General features: G+C 68.4%; 16 protein-coding genes. 9 read left to right on the top strand and 7 right to left on the bottom strand.

The genetic code is table 11. The features are described 5' to 3' along the window. Nucleotides 1–34 precede the first annotated feature (34 nt). Nucleotides 35–1,273 (bottom strand): SGNH/GDSL hydrolase family protein, encoded by a 1,239-nt coding sequence (locus ACFWUU_RS08235; RefSeq protein ID WP_380173774.1) that lies wholly within the window; start codon nucleotides 1,271–1,273, stop codon nucleotides 35–37. A 52-nt stretch (nucleotides 1,274–1,325) separates the two neighbouring features. Here ACFWUU_RS08235 and ACFWUU_RS08230 point away from each other — a divergent pair, with 52 nt between their 5' ends. Next, nucleotides 1,326–2,300, top strand: coding sequence for an NAD(P)H-dependent flavin oxidoreductase (locus ACFWUU_RS08230; RefSeq protein ID WP_380173772.1), 975 nt, complete (start codon nucleotides 1,326–1,328; stop codon nucleotides 2,298–2,300). Here the strand turns inward: ACFWUU_RS08230 and ACFWUU_RS08225 are convergent. From ACFWUU_RS08225 to ACFWUU_RS08200, 6 genes are read right to left on the bottom strand one after another with little or no spacing between them, the layout of a single operon-like run. Next, nucleotides 2,264–3,553 carry an alpha-glucosidase/alpha-galactosidase gene (locus ACFWUU_RS08225; protein ID WP_380173769.1) on the bottom strand — a complete coding sequence of 430 codons (1,290 nt, stop codon included), beginning with the start codon at nucleotides 3,551–3,553 and terminating at the stop codon, nucleotides 2,264–2,266. The two genes, ACFWUU_RS08230 and ACFWUU_RS08225, sit on opposite strands and share 37 nt — an antisense overlap. After that, the gene (locus ACFWUU_RS08220) at nucleotides 3,550–4,464 is read right to left on the bottom strand and encodes a carbohydrate kinase family protein (RefSeq protein ID WP_380173766.1); all 915 of its coding nucleotides are present in this window, start codon (nucleotides 4,462–4,464) and stop codon (nucleotides 3,550–3,552) included. The genes ACFWUU_RS08225 and ACFWUU_RS08220 overlap by 4 nt, the downstream gene beginning before the upstream one ends. 1 nt (nucleotide 4,465) lies before the next feature. Further along, the gene (locus ACFWUU_RS08215; RefSeq protein WP_380173764.1) at nucleotides 4,466–5,284 is read right to left on the bottom strand and encodes a carbohydrate ABC transporter permease; all 819 of its coding nucleotides are present in this window, start codon (nucleotides 5,282–5,284) and stop codon (nucleotides 4,466–4,468) included. Next, nucleotides 5,281–6,207 carry a carbohydrate ABC transporter permease gene (locus ACFWUU_RS08210; RefSeq protein ID WP_380173762.1) on the bottom strand — a complete coding sequence of 309 codons (927 nt, stop codon included), beginning with the start codon at nucleotides 6,205–6,207 and terminating at the stop codon, nucleotides 5,281–5,283. Before ACFWUU_RS08210 ends, ACFWUU_RS08215 begins: the two co-directional genes overlap by 4 nt. Beyond that, nucleotides 6,207–7,499: an ABC transporter substrate-binding protein gene (locus ACFWUU_RS08205; protein WP_137253009.1), complete on the bottom strand. Its 1,293-nt coding sequence runs from the start codon at nucleotides 7,497–7,499 to the stop codon at nucleotides 6,207–6,209. The genes ACFWUU_RS08210 and ACFWUU_RS08205 overlap by 1 nt, the downstream gene beginning before the upstream one ends. A gap of 29 nt (nucleotides 7,500–7,528) precedes the next feature. Beyond that, entirely contained in the window at nucleotides 7,529–8,332 is an 804-nt protein-coding gene (locus ACFWUU_RS08200; RefSeq protein WP_380173760.1) for an endo alpha-1,4 polygalactosaminidase, read from the bottom strand. A gap of 281 nt (nucleotides 8,333–8,613) precedes the next feature. Here ACFWUU_RS08200 and ACFWUU_RS08195 point away from each other — a divergent pair, with 281 nt between their 5' ends. The 8 genes from ACFWUU_RS08195 (at nucleotide 8,614) to ACFWUU_RS08160 (ending at nucleotide 18,684) form a co-directional block, all read left to right on the top strand. Next, nucleotides 8,614–9,186: an OsmC family protein gene (locus ACFWUU_RS08195; protein WP_380173758.1), complete on the top strand. Its 573-nt coding sequence runs from the start codon at nucleotides 8,614–8,616 to the stop codon at nucleotides 9,184–9,186. A 30-nt stretch (nucleotides 9,187–9,216) separates the two neighbouring features. Beyond that, on the top strand, nucleotides 9,217–10,398 hold the full coding sequence (locus ACFWUU_RS08190) for an NAD(P)-binding domain-containing protein (RefSeq protein WP_380173756.1): 1,182 nt from the start codon (nucleotides 9,217–9,219) through the stop codon (nucleotides 10,396–10,398). Then, nucleotides 10,395–11,495, top strand: a complete 1,101-nt coding sequence (locus ACFWUU_RS08185; protein WP_380173754.1) for an NAD(P)/FAD-dependent oxidoreductase — start codon at nucleotides 10,395–10,397, stop codon at nucleotides 11,493–11,495. The genes ACFWUU_RS08190 and ACFWUU_RS08185 overlap by 4 nt, the downstream gene beginning before the upstream one ends. A gap of 33 nt (nucleotides 11,496–11,528) precedes the next feature. Beyond that, nucleotides 11,529–14,579: an ATP-binding protein gene (locus ACFWUU_RS08180; RefSeq protein ID WP_380173752.1), complete on the top strand. Its 3,051-nt coding sequence runs from the start codon at nucleotides 11,529–11,531 to the stop codon at nucleotides 14,577–14,579. A gap of 69 nt (nucleotides 14,580–14,648) precedes the next feature. Continuing rightward, nucleotides 14,649–15,668: a LacI family DNA-binding transcriptional regulator gene (locus ACFWUU_RS08175; RefSeq protein ID WP_380173750.1), complete on the top strand. Its 1,020-nt coding sequence runs from the start codon at nucleotides 14,649–14,651 to the stop codon at nucleotides 15,666–15,668. 15 nt (nucleotides 15,669–15,683) lie between these two features. Then, nucleotides 15,684–16,973, top strand: coding sequence for an extracellular solute-binding protein (locus ACFWUU_RS08170; RefSeq protein ID WP_380173748.1), 1,290 nt, complete (start codon nucleotides 15,684–15,686; stop codon nucleotides 16,971–16,973). Then, nucleotides 16,970–17,866 carry a carbohydrate ABC transporter permease gene (locus tag ACFWUU_RS08165; RefSeq protein WP_380173746.1) on the top strand — a complete coding sequence of 299 codons (897 nt, stop codon included), beginning with the start codon at nucleotides 16,970–16,972 and terminating at the stop codon, nucleotides 17,864–17,866. The genes ACFWUU_RS08170 and ACFWUU_RS08165 overlap by 4 nt, the downstream gene beginning before the upstream one ends. After that, complete coding sequence (locus ACFWUU_RS08160; RefSeq protein ID WP_380173744.1) at nucleotides 17,866–18,684, top strand: carbohydrate ABC transporter permease; 819 nt, start codon at nucleotides 17,866–17,868, stop codon at nucleotides 18,682–18,684. Before ACFWUU_RS08165 ends, ACFWUU_RS08160 begins: the two co-directional genes overlap by 1 nt. The last annotated feature ends 2 nt before the right edge of the window (nucleotides 18,685–18,686 follow it).

The following is an 18,686-nucleotide window of genomic DNA, read 5'->3' as shown; positions in this document are numbered from 1 at the left end:
AAGGCCCGGTCCGCATGGACCGGGCCTTGGTTTTTCAGAGCGTGTTGAGGCCGACGGCGTCGGCCATCACTCGGTAGCCGGTCGCGTTGGGGTGCAGGTGATCGCCGCTGTCGTACTTCGGCGCCAGCCGGGCCGGATCGGCCGGGTCGGCGAGTGCCGTGGCGAAGTCGGCGACCGCGTCGAACTCGCCGCTCGTCGCGATCCACGCGTTGACCGCCGTCCGCAGCTGCGCGCTGTGGGCGGTGTAGACCGAGGCGCCGCGGAACGGCGTCAGCGTCACTCCGACGATGCGGATCCCGCGTGAGTGCGCGTCATGGATCAGCGTGCGGAAGGCCGCGATGAGCTGAGCAGGCGTGATCGGCGGGTTCGGCGTCGTACAGGACGTCGGTGCGATCTCGGGGTAGCCGAGGTCGTTGACGCCGATCAGGACGATCGCGGTCCTGACACCGGGCTGGTCCAGCACGTCGCGATCGAACCGGGTCAGACCGCTCTCGCCGTAGCAGGCGGAGTCGTTCAGCAGCCGGTTGCCGCCGAGCCCGGCGTTGAGGACCGGCCGGCCAGAGCGTGCGGCCAGCAGATCCGGGTACCGCTGCCCGGGCGGCGCGGCGTAGCCGTTCGTGATCGAGTCCCCGAAGGCGACGATCGAACCCGTGCCAGGAGTCACGTCGACGCCGGCCAGGAAGTACCAGCCGCCACTCGTCTCCCGGTACGCCGCCCCACCAGCCTCGAGCTGGTCACCGACCGCCCGGTACGACGCCCCGGCGGCGCCGAACTCGTGGAAAGTAGCCGGACCGGTCGCGTGGGCGAAGTACAGCGTGACCGCGAGCTGCGTTCCACTCGTCAGCCCAGAGAGCGCCACCGCGTCGCCCACGACCTCCCCGCCTGTCGGCACACTGACCGACGAAGCGCCTCCGAATCGCACCGACTGAACCGATCCCGGAACGACCGCCGAGCCCTTAGCAGCCCTAGCGACGGTCGCCCCGGTCAGCTCGAGCGGCTGTACGCCGTACTGGTTGCTGATCCTGATCCGTACCTCAGAGCCACCCGAGCCCAGCCGGATCACCTGACGGACCGACTGGTTGGCGAATCCCTGCCCGGACCAGTTCTGGTTCGCGTTGGGCGGCTGCAGCGCCGTCATCCATGCCGTACGCCACGTCGGTGACGCAGGGGGTGTCTGCCGAGCCGTGGCCGGCACGAGTGAGGTGTGCGCTGCTACCACCAGCAGCACAGCCAGCACTCCCGCGAGAGCACACCAACTCCGCACAAACCGCACGTCAGGTTCCTTTCGTCACTCCCTCGATGCGCAGAGGAGTGGCGAGGTTGTGATGGGTGATGATGAGCACATGTGGCTGACGGAGACGTTCGGGCTGTCCGTGCCGGTGATCGGCGCGCCGATGGCGAATGTGAGTGGTGGCCGACTGACCGCGGCGATCTCGGCCGCTGGCGGGCTGGGGATGCTCGGCGCCGGCTCGGCGGTGACGGCCGACTGGATCCGGACCGAGGGCGCGATCGCGGCGGCGAGCGGGAAGCCGTACGGCATCGGTCTGATGGCGTGGTCCGTGCAGGAGCGCCCTGAGCACCTCGAAGCCGTCCTGGAACTGAAGCCCGCGCTCGTCTCGCTCAGCTTCGGCGACTACACGCCGTACGTCGCACCCCTGCAACAGGCGGGCATCGTCGTCGCGACCCAGGCCGGGATCGTCGCGGACGCGCGCGAGGCGATCGACGCCGGCGTTGACGTGATCGTCGCCCGCGGCGCCGAGGCAGGTGGCCACGGGCGGAACGCAGTCGGATCGCTGCCGCTCCTACAGGCGATCCTCGAGCTGACCGATCTGCCCGTCCTCGCAGGCGGCGGGATCTCCGGCCCACGCGGCCTGGCCGCTGTGATGGCGGCGGGTGCCGCCGGCGGCTGGATCGGTACGGCGTTCCTCACCTGCGTCGAGGCGCAGACCAAGGAGCCGGCGCGGCAGGCGATCATCGCGGCCGACGAGACGGCCACCGTCTACGGCACCGTCTTCGACGCGGCGTCGCGGGCCGGCTGGCCGGACGAGTTCGGCGGCCGGGCCCTCCGCAACGCGTACTTCGACGCGTGGGAGGGCCGTGAGCAGGAGCTCAAGTCCGACGACGACGGGCACGCGGAGTACGTCGAAGGCAGCAAGGCCGCCGACCCCGCCCGCGCGTCGATCTACGCGGGCGAGGGCGTCGGCGCCTTGACCGGTGAGCCGACCGCGGCCGAGGTGCTGGCCGGCTTCGCGTCGTACCGCGACTACTTGAGGGCCGCCCTCAGCGACGGGTCCAAGTAGTTGTTGTGAGCAACGACCAGGTCGTTGCACAGGGCCCAGATCTGTTCGACCGGTAGCGTCCCGGCCGTCGCCGGGTCGACCATGACGGCCTGGCGGATGGCGCGAGGATCGTGGTTGATCGCGGCGTGGACGGTGAGTTCGGCGACGTTGAGGTACGAGCGGTTGAGGGCGGCGCACTGGGGTGGGAGTTCGCCGACCGCGGTCGGCTGGACGCCCGAGGCGTCGACCAGGCTGGGGACCTCGACGGTGGCTCCGGACTGCAGGTTGGGGATCAGGCCGGTGTTGGGGACGTTGGCGTAGATCGTGCGCGGGGTGCCCGTGACCATGCTGTGGATGATCTGCGGGGCGTACTCCATCGTGGGGTCGACCTCGAGAGGCTCGCCGGCCTTCAGCGCACTGCGGGTCTGTTCGTAGGACGCGAGGTTCTCCGCGACGATCTCCAGGTACGCGCCGATCGGCAACCGCAGGCGGTCGACTTCCGAGGCGTGGCCGAGGTACCACGGCACGTACTCCGAGGAATGCTCGCTCGTCTCGGTCGGGTAGAAGCCGAGTCGTCGGTACATGTCGACGCGTACCCGCCGGAGCAGCTCCGGGTCCGCCGCGATCGCCTCGTCCAGCCGGTCGTACAGGTTCTCGCCGGCGCGTTCGAAACGCAGTACCCAGGACTGGTGGTTCACGCCGGCTGCCTGGTAGGTGACCTCCTCGTACGGAACGCCCACGAGCTCGGACAGGCCCTGCATCGTCCAGTAGACCGAGTGGCAGAGGCCGACGACGTTCTTCACGCCGAGCGCCTTCAGGTACCAGACGTTCATCACCATCGGGTTGGTGTAGTTCAGCAGCCACGCGTCCGGGCAGACATCGGCGATGTCCTGCGCGAGCCCCCGCAGTACGGGGAAGGTCCGGAGTGCGCGGAACACGCCGCCGACGCCGAGCGTGTCGCCGATCGTCTGCCGGATCCCGTACCGCGCGGGGAGCTCGAAGTCGATCTTCGTCGCCTCGCTCATCCCGACCTGGACGATGTTGATCACGAAGTCGGCGTTCTCCAGGGCGGCCCGCCGCTCGAGGTGCGCGGTGATCTCCACCGGCCGGTCCTGAGCGAGGTACGACGCAGCCGCTGCCGCCGTGTCGAGCCGCTCGGGGTCGATGTCGTGCAGCGCGATCTGCAGCGGACCCAGGTCGAGCCCGAACAGATCGGAGAGCAGTCCTTGGGTGAAGACGACACTGCCTGCACCGATGAAAGCGATCTTCGTCATGCTGTGGCTTCTTCCCAGGTTGGTTGGGCCGCGGTGCCGCCGGCGGCTCTCGTGGACAGCGAGCCGCAGGCCGCCGCGATGGTCAGTGCGCGGTCCGGTTTCATGCCGTTGAGTACGGCGGCCACCCAGCCCGCGTCGAAGCTGTCACCCGCGCCGATGGCGTCGACGGTCTCGACCTTCAACGCCGGTGCGGTGATGACCTTGGAACCGTTGTGAGCGAGCGCGCCCTCAGCCCCGTTCTTCACCACGACCAGCGGGCCGCGACGGGCGAGGATGCCGGCGGCGTCGACGACCGAATGGTGGCCGGTCAACGCGAGCGCCTCCGCCGCATTGGGGAGGAAATAGTCGGTGACGCGGAGGATCGGGTCGAGCATGACCCGGTCCCACTTGCCGGCCGGGTCGTCGTTCGGATCCAGCGAGGTGGTCGCCTTGGCGGCCTTCGCCTCCTTGAACAGTCCGGCAAGCCCGATCGCCAACTCCGGCAGCAGGTAGAAAGACCCCGCATGCACATGCCGCACCGATCGCAGCAACGAACGGGGCACATCCTCTGCGGCGGTACTGGGCATACATCCCGGTGACGTCAGGATCGCGCGATCGTCCCCCGACGTCAGGATGGTCGTGAGAGGGGTGGGGAGCGTGGGATCGGTGACCAGAGCATCAACATTGACGCCCCGGTCCGAGAGCGCCGTACGCACGAACGCCCCGGCCGCATCGTCACCGACCCGGCCGGCAAACGCGACTCGCAACCCGAGTCGAGCCGCGCCACAGGCCATGATCGAAGCCGAGCCGCCGAGCACGAGCGAGCCGGAAGGAACCAGCCGCTCCTTCTGCCCGAAGAGGATCGGTTGAGCGACCGGCCCGACGACGACGTCGGGGTTCGCATCACCGATCACGAGAAGATCGAAAGTCATATCAGCCCTTGAGTCCGGTGGAGGCCAGAGAGCGGATGAACGCCTTCTGGGCAAGGAGGAAACCGAGCAGTACGGGCAGCACGGTGATCACGTTGCCGGCCATCACCGCGGCCCATTGCGTGTGGTGCTGGCCCTGGAACGTGGTCAGGCCGAGCTGGAGGGTGTACGTCGAGTCGCTGTTGATCGCGATCAGCGGCCAGGTCAGGTCGTTCCAAGTCGCGAGGAACGTCAGGACGGCGACCGTGCTCAACGCCGGCCGCGCCAACGGCAGCACGATCGAGATCAGGATCCGCAGCCGACCGCAGCCGTCGATCCACGCCGCCTCCTCGAGTTCGCGCGGGAGCGAGACGAAGAACTGCCGGAACAGGAACACCGACAGCGGCGTGACCAGCGACGGCACGATCAGCGCGCCGAGCGTGTCGATCAGCCCGAGCTCCTTCATCACCAGGAACGTCGGGATCATCGTCAGCTGGAACGGGATCACCATCGTCGCCAGCATCAGCCCGAGCACGACCTTCGACCCGGCGAACCGGATTCGCGCGAACGCGTACCCGCCGAGCGACCCGAGCACCAGGTTCGCCGTCACCGCGACCGCCGAGACGATGAACGAGTTCAGGAACCACCGCGGGAACAACGCGTTCCCGAGCACGTACCGGTACCCGCCGAGGTTGATCCCGTGCGGCCACAACGCCGGCGGGAACCGGTTGATCTCGGCGTTGCTCATCACCGAGCTCACCAGCAGCCACATCAACGGCAACGCGAACAGTAACGCCAGCGGCGCGAGGACGAAATGCCAAGCACTGAAGGGCAAACGCTTCATCGGGAAGCCACCCTCCGCCGGTAGATCTGCAAGGCCACACCGATCACCAGCAACGCAACCGCCAAGGTGTACGCCGCCGCCGCGCTGTAGCCGGCCGTGAACGTCTTGAACGCCTTCTCCCAGATGAAGTACACGATCACCGTCGTCGACCCGAGCGGTCCGCCCTTGGTGGTCACGAACACCAGGTCGAACACCTGCAACGCGTTGATCGTCTGGAACAGCACCAGGAAGATCGTCACCGGCGTCAACGCGGGCAGCGTGACGTGCCGCAGTACGCCCCAGCGTCCGGCGCCGTCGATCCGCGCCGCCTCGACCAGCTCGCTCGAAACCCCTTGCAGGCCGGCCAGGTAGACGATCACGCAGAACCCGGTCCCGCTCCACAACGAGATCGCGACCAGCAGGTACAGCGCCTGACCCGGATCGCTGAAGAATCCCTGCGCCGGCAGCCCGAGCTTGTGCAGCACCGAGTTCGCGACGCCGAACTCCGGGTCGAGTACGAACGAGAACAGCACGCCCTGCGCCGCCGCCGACACCACGAACGGCACGAACACCAGCGTCCGGTACAACCCGATGAACGCGATCTTCCGATCCAGCGCGATCGCGATCGCCAACCCCGCGACCACACTCAACGGCACATACAGAACCGTGTAGATGAGCGTGTGCGACACCGCCGACCCGAACGTCGGATCCTTCAGCAACGCCTTGTAGTTGGCCAGCCCGACCCACTCCGACGGCGACACCAGATCGTTGACCTGGAACGACAACAGCAACGACCACAACACCGGTACGACACTGAGCCCGAGGATGATCACCACCGACGGGCTGACGAACGCCCACCCGGTCGCCCCTTCGTTCCGGGCCCGCCGTCTCGCGGCCGCCCGGCTCCGCGGGTCGACCGTGAACGTGCCGACCACGCTGGCCATCAGTTCGGCACCGCCAGTACCTGGTTGCACTGATCAACGGCCTGCTTCAACGCGTCCGCCGGGCTCAGCTTCCCGAGCAGTACAGCGGCGATCGCCTCGCCGACGTGCTGCGAGATCTGCGGGTACGTCGTGATCGTCGGCCGCACCTTCGCGGTGTCGAGCGCCTTGACGAACACGTCCAGCCCGTTCGTCTCGGTCGAATGCTTCTTCCACTGCGGCAGGTCCGCGGTGGCCTTCGTGATCGGCAGGCTGCCACCCTTCATGTCCCACTGGATGTCCTGCGCCGGCTCAGCCAGCCAGGCGACGAACTCGGTCGCCGCCTTCACCTTCGCTTTGCCGTTGTCGAAGATCGTCCAGGTGTCCGGCCCCGAGATCGTCAGCGGCTTCCCGGAGTACGACGGCAGCGGTACGACGCCGTAGTCGAGGCCGGCGTCCTTCAGCTCCGGCAGCTGCCAGGGGCCGGTGGCAACCATTCCCATCCGTCCGCCGAGGAAGACCTGGTACAGCTGCTCGCTGCCGGGCTTCGGGTCGACGTACAGCGACTTGTCTGTGCGGAGCTTGTCCAGTGTGCCCAGCGCCTGTGCGCCGACCGAGTCGAAGCCGACCTTCTTGCCGTCGCCACTGACGACGTCGCCGCCGAGATCCCAGATCATCGGCCAGATCCGCCAGACGGTGTCCTCGTCGCCGACGCCGGGCCAGCCGGTGCCGAAGATGCCCTTCGCCGGGTTCGTCAGTTGCTTCGAGGTGGCAACGAAGTCGTCCCAGGTCCAGCCGTCCTTCGGCGCCGCCACGCCGGCCGCGGCGAACAGTTTCTTGTTGTAGACCACGCAGAGCGAGTCGAGCAGGGCCGGCGCGGCCCGGACCTTGCCCTTCACGCTGACCGCGTCCTTCGCGGCCGGCCAGTAGTCGTCGATCTTCAGCTGGCCGGTGAGGTCGGCGACCTTCGGGCTCTTGGTCAGGCTGGCGAGGTCCGACCCGAAGATGTACGCGATATCCGGGTAGGACCCCGCCGCCAGACCGGCGGTGACCTTCTGCAGCATGCTGTCCGCGGTGACCCCACCACCGCCGCCGACCACCTTGATCTTCGGGTGACTGCTGTTGAACGCGGTGATCAAGGAGTCGATCGCGGCCTTGCCGGTGTCGACCTGACCGTGCCAGAGGTCGAGCGTGACGACGCCGTTCGCGTCGGCTCCCTCGTCGTCGTTCTTGCCGCACGCGGCGAGGGAGCCGGCCAGGGTGGCGGCGGCCGCGGCCCGGAGGACGTCGCGGCGGGACAGGTTTCGAGCATGCATGAGGGTCTCCAGAGCGATGGAGGAGGGATTCAGCAGGTCTTACGGACGTATCCGGGCTGACCCGGAGTCGAGACGTCGACGTCGCGCTGCACGATCGTCAACGTCCCGCCGTACTGCGAGCAGGCCGTGGCGCGGCCGCTGTTGGTGTACTCGATCACGATCACGTTGTTGCCAAAGGCATCGACGTAGTCGCCGCACTCGTCGTACTGGCCGCACTCCTCGGCGACCGCGAAGTCCAGGCCGACCGCCTGCCGGGAACCGGCCAGCTCGACCGTGTTCTTCTGCGCGATGGCCAGGTTCTTCGAGTGCGCATGCGTGGCGAGCAGCGTCAGGTACGCCTTCGCGTTGGCCGCCGTGAGCAGCTTCTTCGAGCGCGTGTAGCTGTCGTAGTTGTCCGGCTCGATCGCCTGGTACCCCTTCGCGGCACAGCCGTCGATCCAGCCGTTGACCTTGGCCGCGATCCGGTTCCGCTTGTCCGCCGTACGGAAGTCGAGCAGCGGTTCGCCCCAGTCCTGGTCGATCACGAGTCTGCCCTTGGCATCGCGGAGCAGCAGGTCGGAATCCCACTGTCCTTGTTCGCCGGGTTGGACCTGGAAGGCGTTGACGTAGCAGATGTTGTAGAGCCCGGCCGCCGGTGCGGCGGTCCGGTCGCGGGTGACCACCTGGACGCCGGCGGGCGGCGTGTAGGCCCCGCCGATCTGGTAGTCGAACTTGGCGTGCGTCGGCGGCAGGGTGACGGCCGCGTCGGCGGAGGTCCGGGTGAGGACGGTTGCGGTGACTGCTAGGGCGGTGGCCGCCATGCCGGCGAGGAGGCGGCGAGAGAGTCTGGACACGATTTGCTCCATCGGTCCCGGGGACGCGACCCCGCCTCGGGCCTCACCTGAACCCTGGCGCCGGAAAACCGGACTTCAGGCCCTCGGCCTGCTACCGGCTGGGTGCGTCACTGCCGAACCAGTTAAGCGACGAGATGACCGTGCGGTCAAGGGAAACTTGCAAACAAGTGCGCGAATTCCGCCTGATAGTGCGGCACTGCGCATGGGAAGGGCGAGGGAAGAGCCAGGGAAGGTCGCCCTCCTACCGTCCTCGGCAGACACCACTCACCGAGGAGGGGACCATGACCACCGCAACCGAGAGTCCGCGCCGCAACGGCGTCGACACTGCAACGCTGTTCGCGACGATCGACGCCGTCAAGGCCCAGAACGAGATCGCCAAGTTCCAGTTCCGGGCCAGCAACACCTGGGTGTCCGGGACGCACAGCCGCTCCACCGCGTCGGACTTCTTCGGCGCCATGCAGGAGCTGCGGCACAAGTCCGACACCGTGGTCGAGTTCGACCACCCCGAGGTCCTCGTCGGCACGGACCACGGGCCGACGCCGGTGGAGTACCTGCTGCATGCGATCGCCGCCTGCATGACGGCCGGCGTCGCCAACATCGCCGCCGCGCGGGGTGTCGAGCTCACGAAGGTCACCTCGACCGTCACCGGCGACATCGACCTGCTCGGGATCCTCGGGCTGTCCGACGGCTCGGTCCGCAACGGCTACGAGCAGATCCGGGTCGCGTTCTCGATCGAGGGTGACGCGGACGAGGAGACCCTGCGCGGCATCGTCGAGCAGTCCCGGCGCCGGTCCGCCGTGTACGACGTCCTCGTCAACGCGACGCCCGTCGCCATCGACGTCACCTGCCCCTGACCAACGCCGTACGAGCCGAGGGGGACCGGGATGACCACCATCGACACCGTTGTGATCGGCGCCGGCCATGCCGGTCTGGCTGTCAGCCGGCTGCTGACCCGGGCGGGTCGCGATCACGCGGTCATCGACCGCGGCCGGATCGGCGAGAGTTGGCGCAGTGCGCGCTGGGACTCGCTGCGGCTGCTCTCGCCGAACTGGATGATGCGCCTCCCGGACTGGAACTACCAGGGGCCGGACATCGACGGGTTCCTGCCGGCCGGTCGATTCGTCCGGCACCTGGAGCTGTACGCGGAGTCGTTCGGCGCGCCAGTCGTCTCCGGCGCCACGGTGCTCGAGCTGTCCGCTGCAGGGTGCGGTGCGTATCGGCTGGTCACGGACCGAGGCACCTGGCGCAGCCGGCACGTCGTCATCGCGACCGGACCGGGAGTCCCCCGGGTACCGGCCGGGCTGCGTGAGGTCGTCACCGCCGCCACCTACCGCAACCCGGCGCAGCTCGCGCCGGGAGGTGTTCTGGTGATCGGGGCCTCGGCTTCCGGCGTACAGATCGCCGACGAGCTCAACCGGGCCGGCCGTGAGGTGTATCTGTCGGTCGGCCGGCATACCCGAGTACCGCGCTCGTACCGCGGCAAGGATGTCTTCTGGTGGCTGGAGCGGACCGGGCGGCTGGCCCGCACCATCGACGAGGTTCGTGATCCGGCGTCGGCTCGGCGTGAACCGTCGATGCAGCTGGCCGGCCGAGCCGGGGAGCTCGACCTGGTGACGCTTCAGGCCGACGGCGTCCGGCTGCTCGGCCGCTTCGACGGGATGGACGGGAGCCGGGCACGCTTCCGGCCGGACCTCGCCGAGACGGCTGCCGCAGCCGATGTGCGCATGTACCGCCTGCTCGACTCATTCGATGACTCACGTGAGGGACGGCCACCTGCGCTGGTGCCGCCGACGATCCCGAGCAGTGTGGATCTGCACCGGGCAGGTATCAGCACTGTGCTCGTCGCCACCGGCTACCGACCCGAATACCCCTGGCTCCAGTTGCCGATCACGGGTCCGGACGGTCAGATCCAGCAGGTTCGCGGCATCAGCGCAGCACCTGGTGTGTACGTCGTCGGCCAGCGGTTCCAGCATCGACGCGACTCGGCGTTCATCGACGGAGCCCGTCATGACGCGGCGTACGTCGTACAGCACCTGCTGGCGTGCAGGGCGGAGCCGGCCGCATGAGCGCGCAGTACGACGTACTCGTCGTGGGCGGTCGGGTTGCGGGCGCGTCGACCGCGATGCTGCTGGCGCGAGCCGGCGCCAGGGTCGCTCTGGTCGAGCGGTCCGCCTATGGCAGCGACACCGTCTCGACCCACGGCCTGATGCGCACCGGCGTGATGCAGTTGTCGCGGTGGGGCTTGCTCGACCGGCTCACAGGCACGCCACCGATCCGGTGTACGACGTTCCACTACAGCGACCGCGAGCCAGAGCAGGTGCCGATCCGGGCTCTGTACGCACCACGTCGTCAACTCCTCGATCGGGTCCTCGTCGATGCCGCGGCCGAGGCGGGAGTGGAGGTCCGGCACGGAATGGTCGTCACCTCGTTGCTTCGCGACGACGGCGGCCGGGTCACCGGCGTTCGCACGCGGGACGGTTCGGAGCTCACCGCTGGGATCACGATCGGCGCCGACGGAATTCGATCGACCATCGCATCGGCGACCGGCGCTCCCGTCGTACGCCGGGGTCGATCCCGCAGCGCAGTCCTCTACCGGTACTACGCCGGCGTGGAGTCGACAGGCTACGAGTGGGCGTACGCACCGGGCGGGGGCGCAGGGCTGCTGCCCACGACCGACGGGGCGACCTGCGTCTTCGTCGCCACAACGCCGGAGCGGATGCGATCGCTGCGCCGCGGCGGGACCGAGCAGGCCTTCGCGACCCTGCTCGCGGACATGGCGCCGAGCTTGACCGACCTGCTGATCCCGGCGACGCCAGTGGATCGGATGCACGGCTGGGCCGGCGCAGCTGGATTCTTCCGGCAGGCATGGGGACCGGGCTGGGCGCTGGTCGGGGACGCGGGCTACTACAAGGACCCGATCACCACGCACGGAATGACCGACGCCCTGCGCGACGCCGAGCTGCTCAGCGACGCCTTGACCGGAGCGGGACCTGAGTCCGCGGCGCTGGCGAAGTACCAGGCCACTCGCGATGAGCTCTCGACCGCGCTGTTCGAGGTGACCGAGTCGGTTGCGTCGTACGCGTGGAGTCTCGACGAGGCGCGCGTGTTGTTACGGAAGGTCAGCTCGGCGATGAAAGCCGAGGTCGCGCAGTTCGCGCTGTAGAAGGGGATTCCGCTGACGCCTACGATCCGAGATGTGCAGGTCAGCGTGCAGCTGCTGGGCGGCTTCGTCGTCGTCGTGAACGGTGCGCCGATCACCGCGGACCGGTGGACCCGGCGGGGTGCGGCCGCGCTGGTCAAACTGCTGGCCCTTGCGCCTGACGGCCGGCTCCACCGGGACCGGGTCGTCGACGCCCTGTGGCCGGAGCTCACGCTGGACGTCGCACTGCCCCGGCTGCACAAGGCCGCGCACTATGCCCGCGGTGTTCTCGGCGATCGGGATGCCGTCGTACTGAAGGGCGAGGTGATCGCGCTGTTCCCGGGCGCGCGGCTCGAGGTCGACGCGACCAGCTTCGAAGCGGCGGCCGAGGAGGCCCTCGCCGCCGAACCGCCCGTACTCGAATCCTGCGCCGAGGCATTGAAGCTGGCCGGTGAGCTGCTGCCCGACGACCTGTCCGAGCCGTGGCTGGACGAACCCCGCGAGCGTCTGCGTCTCCGGGTCCTGCGACTGCTCCGTTGCGCCGGTCGATGGGAGGAGCTCCTGGCGCTGGACCCCGCGAACGAAGAGGCACATGTCGAACTCCTCCGCGAATCTGTCGTCGCCGGAGATCGCACGAACGGGCTGCGGCGCTACGCCCGGATGGAACGAGTCCTGCACACCGAGCTCGGTCTGGCGCCAGGGCCCGAAGCCGTCGTACTCCGTGATCGCTTGCTGGCCGTCGATCCTGGACCGCAGCCTTCCCCGGTCGCCGCAGCGCCGCGGGCGGCGGGTCGGACGCACTTGGTCGAGCGCGACGCGGAGTTGGCGCAGCTCGGTGCGGCGTGCGATCTGGCCGTCGACGAGGGGCGTGGTGTCGTCGTACTGGTCTCGGGTGAGGCGGGTGCGGGGAAGTCTGCTCTGGTTCGTGCCTTCCTCGACGGGCTGAGCCCGGCGATCCGGGTGGCTGTTGGCGGGTGCGACGACCTGCTCGCGCCGCGCAGTCTCGGGCCGTTCCGCGATATGGCCGAGAACGATGCCGAGCTGGCGGCGGCGCTGTCCGGCGATCGGCCGGCTGCCCTGTTGCGGGTGTTCTCCGAGCGTCCGTCGGTCGTGGTGGTCGAAGACATCCACTGGGCCGACGACGCCACCCTGGACGCGATCCGCTTCCTCGCGCGCAGGTTCCCGGGCATCCCCGCGGTGCTGGTGCTGACGTTCCGCGATACCGGGATCGATGCCGGTCATCCGCTCCGGCAGTTGCTCGGCAGTCTCACCGGTCCGTCGGTCAAGCGAGTGCTCCTGCCGCCGCTGAGCGTGGAGGCCGTACGGCGACTTGGGGCCGTGGCTCCGGGCGAGGCTGTTGAGATTCACCGCGTGACGCAGGGGAATCCGTTCTTCGTCACGGAAGTGCTCGCCGGCGGCGGAACCGGCGTACCGCACACCGTCCTCGACGCCGTTCTCGCGCGGCTGGGCACGTTGTCGGTTCCGGCGCGGACGCTGGTTGAACGGTTGTCCGTCATCCCGACCCGGGCCGAGCGATGGCTGGCCGAGAACCTCGCGGATCACGGCGTGCTGCTCGAGGTCGAGCGGTCGGGGATCGTGACCGGGACCGACGCGACCGTTGCCTTCCGCCACGAGCTTGCCAGGCAGGCGATCGAGTCCGCGCTGACCGCCGGGGAGCGGATCCAGGCCAACAAGGAAGTGGTCGACGTACTCCTCGGGCGTCCTGAGGTGGAGCCGTCCCGGTTGGTGCACCACGCCGAGCGGTCCGGCCGGATCGACGTCATCCTCGAGTACGGTCCGGAGGCGGCGCGCGAGGCCGCGCGGCTCGGCGCGCATCGGCAGGCGGTCGGCGTACTGGACGTCGTACTGCGGCATCGTGAGCTGCTCGCCCCGCGCCTTGCGGCCGAGCTGCTCACCCGGCGGGCTTACTCCTTGTACGTCGTCAACAGGTTCGCGGCCGGGCTGGAATCCGCCGAGGCGGCCGTCCGGGCTGCCGCGGAAGCCGGCGATCCGGTACTGCGGGCCGAGGCGTTGCTGGTGCTCGCCCGCGTGGCGATGTTCGCGCGTGGTCCGATGCGCGGGAGGCAGGCGGCGGACCAGGCCGTCGAGGTACTCGAACCGCTCGGTGACGATGCCCGGCTCGCCGCCGCGCTGATCGAGGTGGGCCGCGCGCACAGCAACCTGGCGACGGTCAGCATTGTCGCTGAGCCCAGCGAGCGCGCAGAGGCGGCGGCCGAGCGGGCGCTGCAGCTCGGGCAGCGTCTCGGCCGGCCCGAACTGGAGGCACAGGCCAGTTGCTATCTCGGCGATGCCCGCCTGGCGCGCGGAGACCCGCGCGGCGAGGCGGACCTGCAGCTCGCCATCTCGCTGGCCGGCGCGGACAGCAGGACCGAGACGCTCGTGCGGTGCTACGTCAACGCGGCGGGCGGCGCCTATCGCAGTGGCCGCCTGGACGACGCCGAGAAGTACGTCGCCGGTGGACTCCGGGCTGCGGCCGACGGGGAGTTCTTCGCGGGGCAGTACCGCTTGCGCCTCACCACGGCGGCGGTGCAGGGGAGCCGCGGGAACTGGGACCGCGCCATCGCCGAGCTTCGAGACCTGCTGGACACGCCGGGCGAACCAGGCGCGATGGCGGCGCTCGCTCGGAGCCTCCTCGCCCGGCTGCTCGCGCGGCGCGGCGACCCGGAGGCCGGTGAGGTCCTCGCGACCGCTCTGGCCGACGAGGCATTTGCGGACGACAGCTTCGTGGTGACGCGACTGGCCGTGGCGCAGGCCGAGCTCGGCTGGCTGGACGGCTCGCTCGGTTCACTCACCGATGAGGTACGGCGGGCGCTCGCGCTGGCCACCGGACACCGATCTGTGCACGCCGAGCTGGCTGCGTATCTGCGCCGCGCCGGGATCGACGTACCGGCTCCGATCGACGCGCCCGGGCCGTGGGCACCGACGCTGGCCGGCGACTGGGAGAAGGCCGCCGATGCGTGGGGGCGCCTCGGTGAGCGGTACGAACAGGCGGTGGTGCTGGCGACCGCTCCCGACCGTACGGCGCGAGCGCGGGGACTGCGCCAGCTCCGCGAACTGGGTGCGGTCAGCACGATCCTCGCAGTCTGAGCCCATGCCTTGACGGATGGATTTAAACCGGTTTAAGTTCTGTTTAAACCGGTTTAAATGGAGGATCGAGTGAGCAAGCGGCCGACGATCGCGGATGTGGCTCGCCGGGCCGGCGTGTCGAAGGGATCGGTGTCGTTCGCGCTCAACGGGCGGCCCGGGCTGGCGCAGGCAACCGTTGACAAGATCCTCGCGGCCGCCGACGAGCTCGGCTGGCGGCCCAGCAACCGGGCCCGGTCGCTGTCCGTCTCGAAGGCGTTCGCGCTCGGCCTGGTGATCACGCGGGACCCAGCCGTGCTGTCGTCGGACCCGTTCTTCCCCGCGTTCATCGCGGGGGTCGAGAGCGTCCTGTCGACGCGTGGTCAGGCGCTGGTGCTGCAGGTCGTCATGGCCGGCGAGTCCGAGGAGGACGGGTACCGGCGGCTGGCGCAGGATGCTCGGGTCGACGGAGTGTTCCTGTCGGACCTCCGGCACGACGATCCGCGGATCGACCTGCTGGTCGAGCTCGGTCTCCCCGCGGTCACGCTGAACCGGCCTGACGGGGAGTCGCCGTTCCCGGCGGTCATCCTGGACGACCGGCCCGGAACTCGCGCCGTCGTCGAGCACCTGGTCGAGCTCGGCCACACCCGGATCGCCCAGGTCGCCGGGCCGTCTGCTTTCGTGCACGCGACCGCCCGGGCGACAGCCTTCGTCGAGACCTTGACTGCGGCCGGCCTCGAGCCGTTGACCGAGACCGGTGACTTCACTGCCGCCGGTGGGATCGAGGCCACGCGCCGGCTGCTCGCGCTCCCGGAGCCGCCGACCGCGATCTTCTACGCCAACGACCGGATGGCGATCGCCGGTCTCGGTGCCGCGCAGGCCGCCGGCCTGACCGTGCCGGACGACCTGAGCATCGCCGGCTTCGACGACAGCGAGCTCGCCGAGTACGTCCATCCCGGTCTGACCACTGTCCGCGCCGACCCGTACCGCTTCGGCGAGGCAGCGGCCCTCACTCTCAACCAGCTCGTCGACGGTGCCGCCGACGTACCTGACACCGAGCTCCCGCCCGCGCAGCTCGTCGTACGCGGCTCCACCGCCTCGCCCCCTGCGTAGTCCCCTGGAGGAAACATGAAGTTGCAAGCTGGACTGCTGGCCGTGGTCATGGCCGGCTCGCTCGTCGCGTGTGGCGACAGTGGCGGCGGCTCTGGTGACGCCGACGCCGCGGCCAAGGCACGTGGACCGATCACGATCTGGTACTCGAACAACGCCGAAGAAGTGGCCTGGGGCAAGCAAATGGTCACGGCCTGGAACGCCCAGCACGCGGATCAGAAGATCACCGCGCAGGAGATTCCGACCGGCAAGAGCTCCGAGGAGGTCATCGGCGCGGCGATCACCGCGGGAAATGCGCCATGCCTGATCTTCAACACCTCGCCGGCGTCGGTGTCGCAGTTCCAGAAGCAGGGCGGTCTGGTGCCGCTCGACAGCTTCTCCGATGGCAAGTCCTACATCGAGGACCGGTCCGGAGACATCGCGCAGCAGTACAAGTCGGCCGACGGCAAGTACTACCAGCTGCCGTGGAAGTCGAACCCGGTGATGATCTTCTACAACAAGAAGGCGTTCGCGAAGGCGGGGATCGACACCGCCAACCCGCCGCTGAAGACGTACGACGAGTTCCTCGCGACGTCGCGCAAGGTGGTCGCGGCAAAGGCCGCGAAGGTGGCGATCTACCCGGCGCCGAGCAACGAGTTCTACCAGTCCTGGTTCGACTTCTACCCGCTGTACGCCGCTGAGAGCGGCGGCAAGCAGTTGGTTGCCGATGGCAAGTCGACGTTCGCGTCGGACGAGGGCAAGAAAGTTGCTACGTTCTGGCGGACGATGTATCAGGACAAGCTGGCCTCGCCGGAGAAGTACACCGGGGATGCGTTCGTCGACGGGACGTCGGCGATGGCCGTGGTCGGTCCGTGGGCGATCGCGACGTACAAGGGCAAGGTCGACTGGGGCGTCGTACCCGTTCCGACCTCGTCCGGTAAGCCGGCCAACGAGATCCACACCTTCAGCGATGCGAAGAACGTCGCGATGTACTCCGCGTGCAAGAACCGCGGGACGGCGTGGGATGTGCTGAAGTTCGCGACCAGCCAGGAGCAGGACGGCAAGTTCCTCACCGCGACCGGGCAGATGCCGCTGCGCAAGGACGTGTCCTCGACGTACGCGGACTACTTCACCAAGAACCCCGACTACAAGGTGTTCGCCGACCAGGCCTCGCGCACGGTCGAGGTGCCGAACGTGCCGAACTCGATCACGATCTGGCAGGCCTTCCGCGACGCCTACTCCAAGTCGGTCATCTTCGGTCAGCAAGACCCAAGTCAGGCATTGGACGAGGCCGCACAGAAGGTCGATCAGCTCGTCAAACAATCATGAGGCGCGGACCGCTCACCCGCGTGATGGGTGAGCATCCGATCGGCTCGGCGTTCGTGACGCCGTACGTCGTGTTCCTGGCCGCGGTGTTCGCGTATCCGCTCGGGTTCGCCGTGTACATGTCGTTCCACGACTACTTCTTCGCGGCGCCGGGCGCGATCGTGGACCGCCCGTTCGTGGGGTTCGACAACTACGTCGCAGTGTTGTCGGATCCCGCGGTCCGGCGGGCGTTCCTGAACGTGCTGATCTTCCTGGTCATCAACGTCCCGCTCACCGTCATCCTGTCGCTCGGACTGGCGAACGCGCTGAACGCGGCGATCCGCTGGCGCACGTTCTTCCGGGTCTCGTACTACGTCCCGTACGTGACCGCGAGCGTCGCCGTCGTCGGAGTCTGGCTGTTCCTGTTCAACTCCAACGGCCTGGTCAACTCGATCCTCGGACCGCTCGCACCGGATCCGTCCTGGCTGGTGAACTCCAAGCTCGCGATGCCGACGGTCGCGATCTACGTCACCTGGAAACAGCTCGGCTTCTTCATCCTGCTGTATCTGGCCGCGCTGCAGAACGTGTCCAAGGACCTGTACGAAGCGGCGTCGATGGACGGCGCCGGTCGTTGGAAGTCGTTCCTCAACGTGACGGTGCCCGGTGTGCGGCCGGCGACCACCTTGGTCGTGTTGCTCGCGACGGTGACCGGCGCGAACCTCTTCACCGAGCCCTATCTGTTGACCGGAGGCGGCGGACCGGACGGAGCATCTGCCTCGCCGGTTCTGATCATGTACCAGCGCGGCATCGAGCAAGGCAACCCGGACGTGGGGTCCGCGATCGGAGTGCTGCTGGTGATCGGCGTACTGCTGCTTGCACTGATCGAACGGCGATTCGTCGGGAGGGAGGAGGACTGATGAAGCTCAAGTTCGTCGGGCTGCTCGCCGGCGCCTTCGTGTTCCTGTTTCCCTTCTACTACATGCTGATCGGCTCGCTGCAGACCGAGCCGGACCCGTCGGTGGCCGGCGCAGTGCCGAACCCTGACAACCTCACGCTGCACAACTACAGCGAGATCAACAAGTCGATCCATCTCGGCCGGTCCCTGATCAACTCCGGCATCTTCACCGGCGGCGTGATCCTCGGAACGCTCGTCTTCGGAGTGCTCGCGGGCTATGCGTTGGCACGGTTGCAGTTCCGCGGGCGTGGGCTCGTCTTCAACCTGATGCTGCTGATCCAGGTCGTACCGTTCCAGCTGCTGACGATTCCGCTCTATGTGCTGATTGTCCGCAGCTACGGCCTCGCCGACTCGTACATGGGGATGATCCTGCCGTTCCTGATCAACTCGACCGCGGTCTTCGTGTTCCGGCAGTACTTCCTGCAGCTGCCGGCCGAGCTGTTCGATGCGGCCCGGATCGACGGTGCGTCCGAGTTGAGCATCCTGTGGCGTGTCGCCGTACCGCTCGTTCGGCCGGCGTTGCTGACCGGCGTACTGCTCACGTTCATCGGGCCGTGGAACGAGTTCCTGTGGCCGTTCCTGATCACCAAACAACAGGACCTGCAGCCGTTGGCGGTTTCGCTGTCCAACTACCTGACCACGGTGTCGGCGCGGGCGGCCAACCCGTTCGGTGCGGTGCTGGCCGGGGCGTGTGTGCTCGCGGCGCCGGCGGTCACCTTGTTCATCATCTTCCAGCGCCGGTTCATCTCGACGAACATCTCGTCCGGCGTCAAAGGCTAGAA

Origin of the sequence: Kribbella sp. NPDC058693 (assembly GCF_042715335.1) — a bacterium.
In the GTDB taxonomy this organism is placed as follows: domain Bacteria; phylum Actinomycetota; class Actinomycetes; order Propionibacteriales; family Kribbellaceae; genus Kribbella; species Kribbella jiaozuonensis.
Note: the sequence above shows the minus strand (reverse complement) of the source record. Positions and strands in the feature narration are given on the sequence as shown.

Bases quoted from the DNA above. Each gene is read 5' to 3' on its own strand.
- ACFWUU_RS08170 (WP_380173748.1), top strand. From the start codon at position 15,684: ATGAAGTTGCAAGCTGGACTGCTGGCCGTGGTCATGGCCGGCTCGCTC.
- ACFWUU_RS08225 (WP_380173769.1), bottom strand. From the start codon at position 3,553: ATGACGAAGATCGCTTTCATCGGTGCAGGCAGTGTCGTCTTCACCCAA.
- ACFWUU_RS08185 (WP_380173754.1), top strand. From the start codon at position 10,395: ATGAGCGCGCAGTACGACGTACTCGTCGTGGGCGGTCGGGTTGCGGGC.
- ACFWUU_RS08165 (WP_380173746.1), top strand. From the start codon at position 16,970: ATGAGGCGCGGACCGCTCACCCGCGTGATGGGTGAGCATCCGATCGGC.
- ACFWUU_RS08215 (WP_380173764.1), bottom strand. From the start codon at position 5,284: ATGAAGCGTTTGCCCTTCAGTGCTTGGCATTTCGTCCTCGCGCCGCTG.
- ACFWUU_RS08220 (WP_380173766.1), bottom strand. From the start codon at position 4,464: ATGACTTTCGATCTTCTCGTGATCGGTGATGCGAACCCCGACGTCGTC.
- ACFWUU_RS08195 (WP_380173758.1), top strand. From the start codon at position 8,614: ATGACCACCGCAACCGAGAGTCCGCGCCGCAACGGCGTCGACACTGCA.
- ACFWUU_RS08190 (WP_380173756.1), top strand. From the start codon at position 9,217: ATGACCACCATCGACACCGTTGTGATCGGCGCCGGCCATGCCGGTCTG.
- ACFWUU_RS08205 (WP_137253009.1), bottom strand. From the start codon at position 7,499: ATGCATGCTCGAAACCTGTCCCGCCGCGACGTCCTCCGGGCCGCGGCC.
- ACFWUU_RS08230 (WP_380173772.1), top strand. From the start codon at position 1,326: ATGGGTGATGATGAGCACATGTGGCTGACGGAGACGTTCGGGCTGTCC.
- ACFWUU_RS08210 (WP_380173762.1), bottom strand. From the start codon at position 6,207: ATGGCCAGCGTGGTCGGCACGTTCACGGTCGACCCGCGGAGCCGGGCG.
- ACFWUU_RS08160 (WP_380173744.1), top strand. From the start codon at position 17,866: ATGAAGCTCAAGTTCGTCGGGCTGCTCGCCGGCGCCTTCGTGTTCCTG.